This is a genomic window from Bacillus cereus group sp. N24 (assembly GCF_016483345.1).
GTDB classification, from domain to species: domain Bacteria; phylum Bacillota; class Bacilli; order Bacillales; family Bacillaceae_G; genus Bacillus_A; species Bacillus_A toyonensis.
Genome location: NZ_JAEHCA010000027.1, coordinates 1 through 14,308 on the forward strand (window position 1 = coordinate 1; position 14,308 = coordinate 14,308).

Below are 14,308 nucleotides of genomic sequence, written 5' to 3' on the forward strand. Positions count from 1 at the left end.
AATGCTGTTAATACTACCGCTCCACTTGCTGATCCTACGAAGTCACCTTTTGTTACTTGTAATACTTGCTCTTTCATGTCTTTCATTCTCCCTTCATTTATCTTTTGTTACAAAACTTCTATTATACTAATACGCTTGATAGAAATACGATTAATGCTGTTAATACTACCGCTCCACTTGCTGATCCTACGAAGTCACCTTTTGTTACTTGTAATACTTGCTCTTTCATATCATTTATCCTCCCTTTGAATAAGTTTTCTATATGTAATTTCTAAGAAATGTTTTTTTCATAGTTTTTATGTTATCGTTACATTGAATTTGATAACGTAACGTTTGTAACATTAATGTAACATAACAATTATTACGTTGCAATATGATTACGTAAATTTTATTACATTTTTTTTATGTTTTTTTATAAACACCCTTAAAAACACTGTTTTAATGCATTTTCCACTACATTCATGTTTGTAACATTCGTGTAACATTACAGTCATAAACCTAAATATAACTATATTCCTCTCTACTTTTGTTACAAATCAAGGTGAATCTTTAATAAGTAAGGTTGAATCTACTAGGTTTTCACTGGATGGTACACTATAGGACAAAATACTATCTTTCCAAGATAAGTTTATATGTTTCCTCTATATAACTATGTATAATAAAAACAAAGAGGTGGTCATTTTGAAATTAATCGCATTAGATATGGATGGTACACTACTATCATCTAATCTTGAAATCTCCAAAGAGAACTTACAAGCAATCCAAACTGCACAAGAAGCTGGACATATTGTAATGATTTGTTCTGGCCGCGCAAAAGAGGATGCTTTAAAACTATTGGAAGAATACCAATTATCTCTTCCAGTTGGAGCAAGCAATGGGGCAATTGTTTACGTGGATGGAAAAGTAATTAACTCGCGTTGTTTACAAAACGATAAAGTATACAAACTTGCAAAATTACTAGAAGCTGAAGGTTTTCCATATAAGCTATATACAAATAAAGGGGTTTACTCTCCTTCTACATGGCAAGATCAAGTGATGCAGGCATTCGAAGAAAACAAGCATGCGCTAGATGTTACATTAGAAGAACTCGAAAGAATTACAGAAAAACAAAAGAAATCAAACCTAATTACTGATTTCCAAAAAATCGAAGATGTTGTAAACAATCAAGAACTCGAAATATCTAAATTCTTCATTTTAACGTTCAATGCAGGTCATCGCGCCCAGTTATTAAGTATGTTACAAGAAGATACTGCTATTATGGTTACAGCATCTGCTCCTACTAATTTAGAAATTATGGATAAGAATGGCCATAAAGGAAATGGGCTACAGCAGATGGCAGCTCATTTTAATATCCCAATTGAAGATACAATTGCTATTGGTGATAATTTTAATGATGTACCAATGTTAGAAGTTGCTGGTTTATCTGTTGCAATGGGAAATGCTGAAGAAGATGTAAAAAAATTATGTGACGTTGTAACATTAACAAACAATGAACATGGTGTTGCCCATGCAATCGAGCAATTTGTTTTAAAACAAACTTTATCTAGTAAATAAAAAAAGACCCTTTCAACTTCTGAAAGGGTCCTTCTCTTTTATACATGATGACAAGCAACAAAATGATCTTCACCAACATTACGAAACTCTGGTACCGTTTGTGTACAAACATCTGTCGCAAACGGGCAGCGTGTATGAAAACGACAACCTGAAGGTGGATTTGCTGGACTGGGAATATCCCCCTCTAGTATAATTCGCTCCCGCTTCACTGTTGGATCTGGTATTGGCACAGCTGATAACAATGCTTTTGTATACGGATGAAGTGGATTCGTAAATAACTCATCACGCGGTGCCGTTTCTACAATCGTTCCTAAATACATAATTCCTATTTTTGTACATAAATGTTCCACAACACTTAAATCATGTGAAATGAATAAATAAGATAATCCCTTTTTCTCCTGTAACTCACTAAATAAATTAATGATTTGTGCTTGAATAGATACATCTAGTGCTGCCACAGGTTCGTCAGCTACAATGAATTCTGGATTTAATACCATAGCTCTTGCGATAACGATACGCTGACGTTGCCCACCAGAAAACTCATGAGGATACCGGTCAATATGATACGGAGCTAAACCACATAACTCCAATACTTCTATCACCTTTGCACGAACATTTTCTTTCGTCGCTAGTCCGTGAGCCAACATCGGCTCACCAAGTGCTTCTCCAATTCTCATTCTTGGGTTTAATGAACTAAATGGATCTTGAAAAACAAGTTGCATATTAGGGCGATGTTTTCTCAATTCCTCCTTGGATAAGGAATAAACATCGTGCCCTTTAAACTTTACTTCTCCCTCCGTTTTTTGGACGAGACGTAAAATTGTTTTTCCTATCGTTGTTTTTCCACTTCCTGATTCTCCAACTAGGCCAAACACTTCACCTTTATTAATAGTAAAACTTACTCCATCAACTGCCTTTACATGTCCAATCGTTCTACTAAATATGCCGCCCTTAATTGGAAAATACGTCTTTAAGTTTTTCACTTCTAATAATGGTTCACTCATTGTTCCGCACGCTCCTCATATAACCAGCAAGCTACTTTATGGTTCTCATCGTGCACATTCAAATTTGGTGCCTCTTCTTTACATATTTCCATACAATGCTCACAACGACCACTAAAATAGCAAAACTCATCCAAACCAACTAAATTAGGAACTTGCCCAGGAATAGAATATAGTTTATCTATTCGTTTTCCCATCACTGGTTTTGATTTCAACAACCCTTTCGTATATGGGTGTTTCGGATTTTGGAATATCTCTAGTACCGGTGCTTCTTCAATAACTTTCCCGCCATACATAACGACAACGTAATCAGCCATTTCTGCTACAACGCCTAAATCATGTGTAATTAATAAAATGGATGTTTTAAATTCCTCTTTTATTTGCCTTAATAAGTCTAATATTTGGGCTTGAATCGTAACATCAAGAGCTGTTGTCGGCTCATCAGCAATTAATAACTTAGGATTACAACTAAGCGCAACAGCAATCATAATGCGTTGTAACATGCCCCCACTTAGTTCATGTGGATACGAATGGACAATTTCATCCGCACGAGCTATACCAACTTTACGAATTAATTCGATTGCCTTTTTATACGCCTCATTTTTACTAAGTAATTCATGCTCTCTTAACGTTTCTACAATTTGTTCTCCTACAGTGAAGACGGGATTCAGCGATGTCATCGGCTCTTGGAATATCATCGCAATATCATTTCCTCGTAAACTACGAAGCTCTTTCTCTTTCATACCTAAAAGACTTTTTCCTTCATATAAAATGTCTCCACCTACTACACTTCCTGATTCAGCAATAAGTCCCATAATCGATAGCGCCGTTACACTCTTTCCGCAACCCGATTCACCTACAACACAAACTGTTTCACCTTCTCGAACTGCAAAGCTAACATGATTAACAGCCTTTACTGTTCCTTCTTCTGTCTGAAAATGTGTTTGCAAACCTTTCAGCTCTACTACCGCTTTACTCATATTCCCTCACCTACCGTCTCATCTTTGGATCTAACGCATCACGAAGTGCATCACCAAGTAAATTAATTGATACAACTGTTATAAAAATTGCAAAACCGGGCGGAATCCATAACCACGGACGCTTTTGGAAATCGATTAATGAGTTAGCTGCACTAATCATATTTCCCCATGATGGTGTAGGCGGGACGACTCCGAGACCTAAGTAGCTTAGTGCGGATTCCCCTAAAATAGAGCCTGCAACACCTAATGTGGATACAACAATTAAGATCGGTAAAACATTAGGGATTAAATGATATATAATTTTCCGGTAATCTTTTATTCCTAACACATCAGCAGCTTGCATAAATGCTTGCTCCCTGAGTGATAAAATTTGACCTCTTACAAGACGTGCAAGTCCTGGCCAACCTACTAAACTTAAAATAATCATAATGACATAAAGACGATAATCAGATGGTACTTTCCATTCTGATAAAATAGCTCCCATTATAATAAGCAACGGCAATCCCGGCATCGACATTAAAATATCTGCAAGACGCATAATAATATTGTCGACAATCCCGCGATAAAAACCTGCAATAGCTCCTAATAAAGCTCCAAGTATAACCGATAAGACCATTGAAGCTAATCCAATTGTTAATGAAATGCGTCCTGCTTGCATAAGTCTTGTTAAAATATCTCTTCCCAATTGATCTGTACCGAGCCAATGTGAAAAACTAGGTGGTTTGTTAATTAAAGCAACTTGTATTTTCCCTGATGCATATGGCGAAAAGAGCGGACCGACAAAACAAAATAAAAACATAAACATTAGTGCATAAAACCCCACGAGTGCCATCTTATTTCTCTTTATTTTTTTAAGAGCCTGTCGCCATGGTGATGATTCATTTCTTCTCTTTTTTTCTTTTTTCTCTGTAATTGCTGTAACAGTTTCCATCTAATCCCCCCTTACTTCAACCGAATACGTGGATCAACAACTGCATATACGATATCAGCGAAAAAGTTTGAAACAATTGTTAAACAAGAAAGAAACATCGTAAATGCCATTAATACTGTATAATCACGAAAATTTAGTGCTTCTAATTGAATATTACCAATCCCTGGCCAGTTAAAAATTTGTTCAATAATAATTGCTCCCGAAAATAAACCTGGTAATTCAAATGCTAATAACGTAATCGCCGGTAATATTGCATTTTTTAACGCATGCTTATAAATAACAGTCTTCTCCTTTAAACCTTTCGCCCGTGCTGTTCGTATGTAATCTTGCCTTACAACCTCTAACATGCTTGTTCTAAAGTAACGAGTTAATGAACCCACACCAAGAAGAGTCAAAATAAATACTGGTAAAACCATATGCTTGGCAACTTCTATTACGTAAGCTAATCCAGTCGAATTACTCCCGACATCAATCATTCCGCCTATCGGTAATAACTTAAAGTCCACCGCGAACACCTTAATTAAAAACAAACCGATAAAAAATGAAGGAAATGACATTGCTGCAAAGACACCAATTGTTACAAGTTTATCGAATAAAGAATGTTGCTTCGTCGCTGAGAATACGCCGATAATAAGTGCAATTAGCCAAATAAAAAACAATGCAATAACAGCTACACTAAAAGAATTCCAAATAAATTTATTTAATAATGACGTTACAGGTTCCTGATATTGAAGCGAAAAACCAAAATCCCCTTGCAATGCATTACCTAACCAATGAAAATAACGCTCAACGATTGGCTTATTTAATCCATATAATTCCCTAAGTTCAGCTGCCCTTTCAGGTGTAATTTTTGGATTTGAATCAATATAGTCTCCTGGAAGAAGCGCAAACAGGAAGAAAATAATAATTGATGTTCCGAACAGTGTAGGAATCATTTGTAACAACCTACGAACGATATATGTTTTCACCCTTTTTCTCTCCAATCTTATGCCTAAAATAGAAGAACATTTTTTCAAAGCGGTACATTACTAACCGAATGAAAAAATGTCTTCTATTTATACATCCTTATCGTTATTTTTCAAATGATAAAACCGGTAAGTTTGCGCTAATACTATTGTATTTTTCAGAGTCAATTCCTTTTATATTCCCGTTATAACCAGTAATTGTTCTACGGTAGTTTAATAGAATTACTGGTGGGTCATCACTTAACTCTTTATATAATTCTTTATAAATAGGTTTACGTTTTTCAATATCAACTGTCTCAATACCTTTTTTAATTAACTCATCTACTTTCGCATTTTTATAACCAAGACTCTTATCATTGACACCAGACAAATATTCACCAGCTGTTTCACTCGGATCACTTGTAATCGGTGTCGAAACAGAAGCTAAATCATAGTCACCTTTATTTACCTTCGAAAGCATAGTATTAAAGTCCATAAATTCTGGATTAAATTCTACACCTATTTCTTTATAATTCTCTTTCGCAATTGGAATTAATAAATCACTATCTTTAGCCGAACTTGGGCCGAAATAAGAAAGCTTTAATTTTTGACCATCTTTTTCACGAACTCCATCCGAACCAACTTTCCATCCTGCTTCATCTAATAATTTTTTCGCTTTTTCTTTGTCGTATTCATATTTATTAACCCCTTCTTCCGTATAAGCCCAAGAAGTTGGATGAATTGGTACATTAGCTACCGTACCGTATCCTTTCAGTGCTGTATCAACATATTTTTTACGATCTAATCCGTAAATAAGTGCTTGGCGAACCTTTTTATCCTTTAAGTACGGCTTATTATTATTCATATAAATATAACTAAATGACGCTGCTGTTTCGATTTGGATATTCGCAAATTCTAAACCCTTAGCCTGTTCAAGAATTTCATCACCAGTACCTAGGCCAGTGTAGTCAACCTCACCTGTTTGGAATAATTGAAGCTTCGTATCGCCAGAAGTAATTTTATAAATGAAGTTTGGAATTTTGGGTTTGCCCGCATAATAATTTTCATTTGCTACAAATCGAACTTCTTGCCCCGGGATATACTTTTCAAATTTATATGGACCCGCAGCTATCGGTTTTCCATATAACTCTTTTAAGTAATCTAAACTTGTATTTTGTTTGTAATCTTTTCCGTAATAAGCTTTTGATAATACTGTACCGCCTAAAACAAATATAGCTTGTGAATTAACTTTTTCAGTGGTAATTTTAATTGTTTGTGGATCAACAACTTGAATACCTTCAATAGAAGTTGCCTTTCCTTCTTTATATTCTTTACCACCTTTAACCGCATATTGAGAGATATCTATTTCACCTTCATATGCCTTATCATGTAAAAGCGTCAATGTGAACGCTACATCATCTGCTGTTAATGGCGATCCATCGCTAAATTTTAAGTCTTTACGTAAATGGAATGTATATGTTAACTGATCAGAAGAAACGTCCCACTTCTCCGCTAATTCCGGAATTGGTTTCCCTTGTTTATCCGTTGATACAAGAGATGCAAAAATCACTGAAGTCACGTTTCCATCCCAACCATTTTGTTGGAAATATGGTAAAAATACGCCGCCAGGTTTACTAATACCAACTACTAGCGTATCTTTTCTATTCTTCGCTTTATCTGGTACTTTCGTTTTATCTGTCGCAGCGATCTTTTCAATTTTTATATTTTTTAAATCTTGTTGTTTAACCGGTTCTGTAGAAGCCTTATCTTCCTGTCCCCCACAAGCAGATAGCACAAGCGAACTACTCATTAATACCGAAAATACACCAGCCCATTTTTTCGTCTTTTTCTTCATTGTCCCCACCCTAACTTTTTTTAATAATTACACCTTATGAACTGCTTGCCTTATGTATGCCTCCCGCAGCAACATTTATAGCCAATCGGAAAAGTCGGTTTTAATCGTAAAAAATAGATGTTTTTGAGGGGTAACAATCTTATTCCGACTTTTCCGGTAGACTTTATGGTTAATAGCTTATAACTTTCAATATATTTTGTCAATTCTTTCTAAATAAATATTTTTATGGTTTTTTTCAAAAATATTGTCTATTTAATTTAGGAAACTACATATCGTTGTAGTTATCTTCACTCAACCCCTACTATAGCTTTTTTTATAAGTCCCTTTTCGTTTTCAATATGTATCGTTTCTAATGTTTTTTAGTTTATGCATCCACATTTTATATTAAAAAACATAAAAACTACTTCTATTCCTTCAGCATGAAACATAGAATACTAATAATCAATTACCAAAAAGGGGGCGAAAACATGGACAACCTATTCCAATATGTCCTGCACTACGTATTATTAACAATTATGATAGTCGGGGCGCTATTACTATTCCCTTTCTTCCCAAAATTCGTCCTCTTTTTAGCTTTTTTTATTATGCTCGGGATCGCTATTATCATTTCAACAAAAGAAGATACCACACAAAAAGAAAGCAGAGTTCAGCGCGTAAAGCTGTGACTCTGCTTTCTTTTTTATTTTCAATCTCAGATTTCCATCATACATACTTATGTCTCGGGGAATAATTAGCCTTTACTTTCGTAATTAATCCTATCGAAAATCTACTAATAACATATATATTTTGCCTCACCATTGCATATGTTTCACAACCTATACAAGATGCGTAACAAAGATTTACCCAAGTTACTGTTTCACGTGAAACACACTTTTTCATTTATCTCTTACAGTAAAATATAGTTATAAAAAAAGAAAGCTAATCCCTTCAACAAAACTGAAAGGAATTAGCTTTCTACTCTTTACCCCACAATATTATCTAACTCATTATATAACTCCGCTCGTAACAACTCTTTTTTCGTTTTTTCTTCATACAATTGTTCAAGCATTTCAACATCAGCTACATGTTCCATTTTACATTCAAGTGCATATATATCTTCTTCTACACGCATTAACTCGGTTTCAATCCCCTCAATATTCCTAGCTTCTTTCTTTTTTACAGGGACTGTTTCAATACTTTTTCTCCCTTGAGGTTTCTGCTTTATTACTTGCTTCTCAATCCTTTCCTCCCACTTTTGACGAGCCCATGCATAGTTCCCTGCAAACTCAAATAATTTGCGTTCATCAATCCAATACGTCTTTTCAAATAACTTATTTAAAAAATAACGATCATGTGAAACAGCTAAAATCGTTCCATTATATTGCTCAAGAGCTTCCTCTAAAACTTCCCTTGATTCAATATCAAGATGGTTTGTCGGCTCATCTAAAATTAAAAAATTGATGTCTTGATACATAAGTTGCGCCAGTCTTAGCCTCATTTTTTCTCCACCGCTCAGTTGCGTTACATTCTTAAACACAGCTGGACCATAAAATAAAAACTTAGCTAATATATGTCTTGCTTCTCCCTCTGTTACAGCTACATACTCTCTGAAAGCTTCCAATACATTATTCTTTATATTTCCGTACGCATGCTGCGATAAATAACCAATTTTGACACTACTACCCATCCGAATTTCACCAGCATCTGGCTCTATTTCTTCTAATAGTAATTTTAGTAGCGTAGTCTTCCCTGTGCCATTACGACCAACGATAGCCGCACGCTCCTGAAAACGAACATGTAAATTCGCTTGTTCAAATAAAGGTTTGTCAGAAAAACCTTTACTTACTTCTTTCATTACAACAACATCTTTCCCGCTTCTCTCTTGCCCTTCAAACTGAAGTCCCATCTGTTTTCGTTCTAAAATCGGTCTCTTTAACTTCTCCATACGTTCTAACGCACGTTCCATATTTCTCGCTCTCTTATGCAGTCCTTCATTCGGCGGATTCGCTTGATTTGCCCATTCACGTAGACGCTTAATTGCTTCTTTCATTTTCTTTATTTTCTTTTGCTGTTCTTGATAAGCCTGAAACTCATGAAGCAACCTTTCTTCCTTCTCCTCAACAAACTGAGAATAATTCGTATGATACACGTGAATTTCTCCATCTTCTAAATCAAAAACTTTCGTTACAACTTCATCAAGGAAATAGCGATCATGTGAAATAACCATAACTGTTCCGGTGTATTCTTTTAAAAATTGCTCTAACCATTCGACTGCAAATAAATCCAAATGATTTGTCGGTTCATCTAATAGAAGTAAATCTGGTTTCTGCAATAGCATATACGCAAGGCTTACCTTCGTCTGTTCTCCTCCACTTAATTCTAGAAATGATCGGAGGAATAGTTCCGTCACTTGTAGGCCATTTGCTACCTTCATAATATTTGCCTCTATTTCATAACCACCAAGAAACGTAAATTTTTCTTGAATTACACCGTACCTCTCCATCAATTTTTGCAAAGCAGACGCTTCCCGTTCCTCCGTCATATTTTTTTCTAAAACACGCATTTCTTTTTCTAATTCCTTTTCTACTTTAAAAGCGGAACCCAATACATCGTATACAGTCATGCCCTCATCAAACTTTGGAATTTGTGCGACATGACCAATACGTGTACCTTTCTTCATATGAACGGCTCCTGCATCCACATTCTCCATTCCTGTTAGAAGGCCAAAGATTGTTGTCTTCCCACTACCGTTACGGCCAACTAAACCAACACGTTCACCATTCTTTATTTCAAGCGATATATTTTCAAATATGATGTTTCCACCAAAAGATTTCGTTACATTATTTACACTACAAATTGTCATTTTCCGTACTCCTTTCAATATAAAAAAACCATGGGAAAGAAACATTCCCCATGGTTTTCGACATAGAAAAAGGAAGCCAAATAGCTCCCTTTTCACACGTTTATTAAAAATGGGTGAAGAGATTTCTATCGTTCAATAGCTACTATGCAATTGTTAAAAAAGGGCAGACGTATCCCGTTAACAACCACATCATGAAAAATCGCACGACAAAAATAGATAAAATCTAAAAATTTGGCACGCGCAGCTAAAGAACGTTTCATCTCATTCACCCCTTTCGTACGGAATTTAATACTTACTTCTTTATTATACTTCCCTATCTTATGTTTGAATAGTCATTTTTCTGAAAATAATGAAGATAGACTAAACATTTCAATAAGTGACATCAAATCTTACAAAACTGTTATGTTCACGTAATGGAAAGCGATAGTACGAAAAGATGCCTCCCTATACAATAAAGATGTAAACAAGAGAGACAAACAAAAGGAGGAAACAATCATGATGAAAGAAATCGTAAAAGCAATCTTTGAGGTATTAGTGAACGGACAAGCAGTTGTAAAAGAACTAAATGAACTATAAAAAGGAGTGAAGAAATATGATGAACATGGTGAAAATGATTTTACACGCTTTAGTCGATGCAAAGGCAGTTAGCCAAGAATTAAACCAACAATAAAAAGGGGTATATGAATATGAAGAAAGCCATTATTATAATCGCAAGTACAGCAATCGCCTTATACACAATAAAAAATAGAAAAACGAAACATAGTGAAAATACTCTATATTATCCATACACATTATTAAAGAAAAAATAAAAGACAAGATACCCTATCGTAATGAGGATATCTTGTCTTTTATTTTTCCCTATTCACTTTAAAGGATTTCCTTCTCCTTTCCCCGAATGTATTAAGCGGGATTTTTACACATATTTTAAAGGAGTATATACAAATGGATACACAACAACTATATTTTTTAAACGATATCGGTAAACAAAAATCAGAAAGCATTCGGAACAGAAGCGCTGCATGTCCATTTTGCGATAGAGAAAATTTAACGGATATTTTAGAAACTGAGGGCTCAATTATTTGGTTGAAAAATAAATTCCCTACATTAAAAGATACATTTCAAACCGTGTTAATCGAAACGGATAATTGTGAAGATCATATCGCAACATATACAGAAGAGCATATGCGAAAACTAATTCATTTCTCTATTCAACATTGGTTAAAGTTACAGGAAAACGAAGACTTTTCATCTGTAATTTTATACAAAAATCATGGTCCATTTTCAGGCGGAAGTTTGCATCATGCACACATGCAAATTATCGGAATGAAACATGTAGACTATCTCGAGAATATTGAGAAGGAAAATTTCCAAGGGATAATTGTTCAAAAAAATGAACGTATTGAACTCAATATTTCAGAGCGTCCTATTATCGGTTTTACTGAATTCAATATAATCATTGATGATATTGCATGTATAGATGAAATGGCAAATTACATTCAGCAAACTGTACGTTACATACTGACAGATTTCCATAAAGGGTGTAGCAGTTATAACTTATTCTTCTATCACTTAAACGGAAAAATTATTTGTAAAGTTGTTCCTAGGTTTGTCGTTTCACCGTTGTATGTAGGATATAAAATACCACAAGTTTCTACAAAACTAGAAGAAGTGAACATACAACTAGCGCAATACTTCACAAGGCAGGAAGACAAAAATATCCATAAAAAAATAGAGTAGGTATCGAAAACCTACTCTTTTAGTACATCTTTATTTCGATAGTATACGTTCTCTAATCCAACGTTATACTTCATATTGTTATCCGTCCACTCTGGCCCTAAATTCCCTGGCCATCCCGATGTATTCGCTACATATTTCAATAATGCAAAATCAGTCAAACCTCTTTGCACCCCGCGCTTATATCCCTTCACCAAATACGGCATTGCAATTTGTGCATTTGTACGTGGGTCTTTCAACTCTTCATCAGTTAAATGATCTGGCGCAAGTCCACCACCACGGTGCAATTGAAACAATCCGAATGAAGTTCCGTTGTCTCCAATACTTCTTGGATTCAATCGACTTTCATGTTCGGCAATTGTAAGAGGTATCCATTCTGGAAGATTTACTTTCTTTGCTTCCTCTATAATAATTTGTTTCATCTGTTTTGCTTCTTCTGAATCAACATAGCTTGTCTCTTTCACTAGCTTATCCATTCCTTCAGACTTTCCTTGGAAATATAAATACACCCCAAGAACGACTAAAAATCCTACAAAGAATTTCTTCACTACCTCTACCTCTTTCTCCGCTGAAATTTGTCCCCTTTCAGCCTTCCCTTTACAATTACCTATGTTCTATCATTCTCTTACTCTTTTATCATAGCAAATAACTATACATATTATCATCATGCTTTAGGCCTATTTTGTGAAAAAACATTTGGTAAATACGTGCAAAAATGTAACTTTCATAGACTATAACTTATTTTTTGTATATAATTGTAAATTGAATTCTAAATATAAACTAGGAGAATAATAATATGAAAAAATGGCTATTACTCTTATTCAGCTTACTACTATTAATCCCTGTCCCTATTTCCGCACAAAAAACCGAAAAGTCGAAAGTCCTTATTTTATACAGTTCAAATGATGATCAAATTACAAGTGATATCCAAATACTTAATACACAAGTAGGACATTTCACTAATGATATAACAATTAAAAATATAAAACAGTTATCTGAATCAACTGATAAATCTTCGTATACACACGTTATTTACATGGGTAAAAAACAAGAAGAACTTTCTACTGAAGCAAAAGAATTTCTAGAAAGCTTCCCCGGACCACTACTAGTTTTAGGTCAAAACATAGAACAGTTATCTAATCGGTTTTCGTTCATCACACTTAAAAACGAAGATATCAACTCTGATAAAATTGAATATCCAACACGTAAGCTAAAGAATACATTAGAGGAAGAGAGATCGATTAAACAACTTGATACAAATGGAACAATTCTTGCCCATGCCTTAAGAGACAATAATACTTATCCATTAATTGTACAGCAAAACAATTCGTATTACGTTGCAACTTCCAACCTCTTTGATTGGATATCTTATTATATTGGCGAAAGCTTATTTTCTTATTTCCAACAAAAACCTGAAACTAATAAAAAATTAGCCTATTTACGCCTTGAAGATGTTCACCCAGCTGCAGATATAAATCAATTACAGGATATTGCCGAATTATTAAAGAATAAAAAGATTCCTTATATGATAACTGTTATTCCTGTATATACAGATCCAGAGACAGGTAAAACACTACATTTAAAAGATAAACCCAAACTAGTCGATCTTTTACGCTCTATGCAAGATGATGGTGCAGCAATTATTATGCATGGCTATACTCACCAATTTTATGACAGTGAAACTGGTGAAGGGTTTGAATTTTGGGACGTAAAAACTGATCAACCCATTCGTCAACCGAAGCATGAAAAGCCAAAAACAAAAGATAATTTCCCAAATATAGAGGCATATAACCAATATGTAAAAAAAGGTGAAGCATTTGAAGAAAAATATACGACAGATCATATTGAAAAAGGTATCCAAGAACTTGTAGATGCTAAACTATATCCTGTCGCATTTGAAGCACCTCATTACACAATGTCTCAAAAAGGATATGAAATCTTATCAAAGTACTTTTCAACTTATGTAGGTCAACTGCAGTTAAGTGATACAACTTGGAAATCCATGCACTCTCCAGCGTATAGAAGTACACCATCATTTCTACATGGAATGAAATTAATGCCTGAAACAGTTGGATTTATTGAAGAAGATAAACCACGAGCTATTGCCCAAATGAAAGAGCGTGCTTTATCTGTTGCTAAATTATCCGATGGAGTTATTGGTGCATTCTATCATCCTTACTTAGGTGTGAAACCATTAAAAGAAGTATTAAAAGATCTAGAGAGTATTCCAAACATAGAGTGGATTGATTTACAAAAAGAAACGAATGAAGTAAAAATGAAAGATATTCATATTACTACTAATAAAGACGGTATCCACGTTGAAAAATCAACTAGTGCAAATGACTTAATTGATTATATAAAACAATATGGATTCTTCCTTATACTTGGGTTCGTTATCATTGTCTTTCTATTATTATTAAGACGTGCGAAAAAATTAGAATCCTAATAAAAAACACTAAGCGAGCTG

The 14,308-nt window shown here is 34.6% G+C and carries 15 protein-coding genes; 5 read left to right on the top strand and 10 right to left on the bottom strand.

The features are described from left to right. Positions 1-86 (bottom strand): DUF3948 family protein (locus tag JDS95_RS25280; RefSeq protein ID WP_057526933.1); only part of this gene is annotated, 86 nt, incomplete at its 3' end. Positions 87-121: 35 nt separating this feature from the next. Further along, positions 122-229 (bottom strand): DUF3948 family protein, encoded by a 108-nt coding sequence (locus JDS95_RS25285; RefSeq protein ID WP_000664237.1) that lies wholly within the window; start codon positions 227-229, stop codon positions 122-124. A 452-nt stretch (positions 230-681) separates the two neighbouring features. On the opposite strand from JDS95_RS25285, the gene JDS95_RS25290 reads away from it, so the two are divergent. After that, positions 682-1,554 carry a Cof-type HAD-IIB family hydrolase gene (locus JDS95_RS25290; RefSeq protein WP_000766432.1) on the top strand — a complete coding sequence of 291 codons (873 nt, stop codon included), beginning with the start codon at positions 682-684 and terminating at the stop codon, positions 1,552-1,554. Positions 1,555-1,592: 38 nt separating this feature from the next. Here JDS95_RS25290 and JDS95_RS25295 read toward each other — a convergent pair whose 3' ends face one another. The 5 genes from JDS95_RS25295 to JDS95_RS25315 form a co-directional block, all read right to left on the bottom strand. After that, on the bottom strand, positions 1,593-2,558 hold the full coding sequence (locus JDS95_RS25295; protein WP_001294496.1) for an ABC transporter ATP-binding protein: 966 nt from the start codon (positions 2,556-2,558) through the stop codon (positions 1,593-1,595). Then, positions 2,555-3,535: an ABC transporter ATP-binding protein gene (locus JDS95_RS25300; RefSeq protein ID WP_199690858.1), complete on the bottom strand. Its 981-nt coding sequence runs from the start codon at positions 3,533-3,535 to the stop codon at positions 2,555-2,557. The genes JDS95_RS25295 and JDS95_RS25300 overlap by 4 nt, the downstream gene beginning before the upstream one ends. Positions 3,536-3,545: 10 nt before the next feature. Then, a complete protein-coding gene (opp4C, locus tag JDS95_RS25305) occupies positions 3,546-4,466 on the bottom strand; it encodes an oligopeptide ABC transporter permease (protein ID WP_000451062.1) in 921 nt (306 codons plus the stop codon). Positions 4,467-4,477: 11 nt separating this feature from the next. Further along, positions 4,478-5,434, bottom strand: coding sequence for an ABC transporter permease (locus tag JDS95_RS25310; RefSeq protein WP_000860741.1), 957 nt, complete (start codon positions 5,432-5,434; stop codon positions 4,478-4,480). 103 nt (positions 5,435-5,537) lie between these two features. Continuing rightward, positions 5,538-7,265: an ABC transporter substrate-binding protein gene (locus tag JDS95_RS25315; RefSeq protein ID WP_000730694.1), complete on the bottom strand. Its 1,728-nt coding sequence runs from the start codon at positions 7,263-7,265 to the stop codon at positions 5,538-5,540. Positions 7,266-7,732: 467 nt separating this feature from the next. Here JDS95_RS25315 and JDS95_RS25320 point away from each other — a divergent pair, with 467 nt between their 5' ends. Further along, on the top strand, positions 7,733-7,930 hold the full coding sequence (locus tag JDS95_RS25320; RefSeq protein WP_000369250.1) for a hypothetical protein: 198 nt from the start codon (positions 7,733-7,735) through the stop codon (positions 7,928-7,930). A gap of 296 nt (positions 7,931-8,226) precedes the next feature. Here JDS95_RS25320 and abc-f read toward each other — a convergent pair whose 3' ends face one another. Together abc-f and JDS95_RS31615 are read right to left on the bottom strand one after the other, a co-directional pair. Next, positions 8,227-10,107 (bottom strand): ribosomal protection-like ABC-F family protein, encoded by a 1,881-nt coding sequence (abc-f, locus tag JDS95_RS25325; protein ID WP_199690859.1) that lies wholly within the window; start codon positions 10,105-10,107, stop codon positions 8,227-8,229. A gap of 125 nt (positions 10,108-10,232) precedes the next feature. Next, a complete protein-coding gene (locus JDS95_RS31615) occupies positions 10,233-10,367 on the bottom strand; it encodes an RAxF-45 family protein (protein WP_000830641.1) in 135 nt (44 codons plus the stop codon). A gap of 420 nt (positions 10,368-10,787) precedes the next feature. On the opposite strand from JDS95_RS31615, the gene JDS95_RS25330 reads away from it, so the two are divergent. After that, entirely contained in the window at positions 10,788-10,916 is a 129-nt protein-coding gene (locus JDS95_RS25330) for a hypothetical protein (protein ID WP_002042521.1), read from the top strand. 133 nt (positions 10,917-11,049) lie between these two features. After that, the gene (locus JDS95_RS25335) at positions 11,050-11,844 is read left to right on the top strand and encodes a DUF4931 domain-containing protein (protein ID WP_199690860.1); all 795 of its coding nucleotides are present in this window, start codon (positions 11,050-11,052) and stop codon (positions 11,842-11,844) included. A gap of 11 nt (positions 11,845-11,855) precedes the next feature. On the opposite strand, the gene JDS95_RS25340 is transcribed toward JDS95_RS25335, so the two are convergent. Then, positions 11,856-12,389: a transglycosylase SLT domain-containing protein gene (locus JDS95_RS25340; protein WP_098825099.1), complete on the bottom strand. Its 534-nt coding sequence runs from the start codon at positions 12,387-12,389 to the stop codon at positions 11,856-11,858. Between the two features lie 248 nt (positions 12,390-12,637). Between JDS95_RS25340 and JDS95_RS25345 the strand changes: the two genes are divergently transcribed. Beyond that, positions 12,638-14,287: a DUF2334 domain-containing protein gene (locus JDS95_RS25345; RefSeq protein WP_199690861.1), complete on the top strand. Its 1,650-nt coding sequence runs from the start codon at positions 12,638-12,640 to the stop codon at positions 14,285-14,287. Positions 14,288-14,308 lie beyond the last annotated feature (21 nt).

Coding starts and splice junctions, on each gene's coding strand:
- JDS95_RS25285 (WP_000664237.1), bottom strand. CDS start 229: ATGAAAGAGCAAGTATTACAAGTAACAAAAGGTGACTTCGTAGGATCA.
- JDS95_RS25295 (WP_001294496.1), bottom strand. CDS start 2,558: ATGAGTGAACCATTATTAGAAGTGAAAAACTTAAAGACGTATTTTCCA.
- JDS95_RS25300 (WP_199690858.1), bottom strand. CDS start 3,535: ATGAGTAAAGCGGTAGTAGAGCTGAAAGGTTTGCAAACACATTTTCAG.
- opp4C (WP_000451062.1), bottom strand. CDS start 4,466: ATGGAAACTGTTACAGCAATTACAGAGAAAAAAGAAAAAAAGAGAAGA.
- JDS95_RS25315 (WP_000730694.1), bottom strand. CDS start 7,265: ATGAAGAAAAAGACGAAAAAATGGGCTGGTGTATTTTCGGTATTAATG.
- JDS95_RS25320 (WP_000369250.1), top strand. CDS start 7,733: ATGGACAACCTATTCCAATATGTCCTGCACTACGTATTATTAACAATT.
- abc-f (WP_199690859.1), bottom strand. CDS start 10,107: ATGACAATTTGTAGTGTAAATAATGTAACGAAATCTTTTGGTGGAAAC.
- JDS95_RS31615 (WP_000830641.1), bottom strand. CDS start 10,367: ATGAAACGTTCTTTAGCTGCGCGTGCCAAATTTTTAGATTTTATCTAT.
- JDS95_RS25330 (WP_002042521.1), top strand. CDS start 10,788: ATGAATATGAAGAAAGCCATTATTATAATCGCAAGTACAGCAATCGCC.
- JDS95_RS25335 (WP_199690860.1), top strand. CDS start 11,050: ATGGATACACAACAACTATATTTTTTAAACGATATCGGTAAACAAAAA.
- JDS95_RS25345 (WP_199690861.1), top strand. CDS start 12,638: ATGAAAAAATGGCTATTACTCTTATTCAGCTTACTACTATTAATCCCT.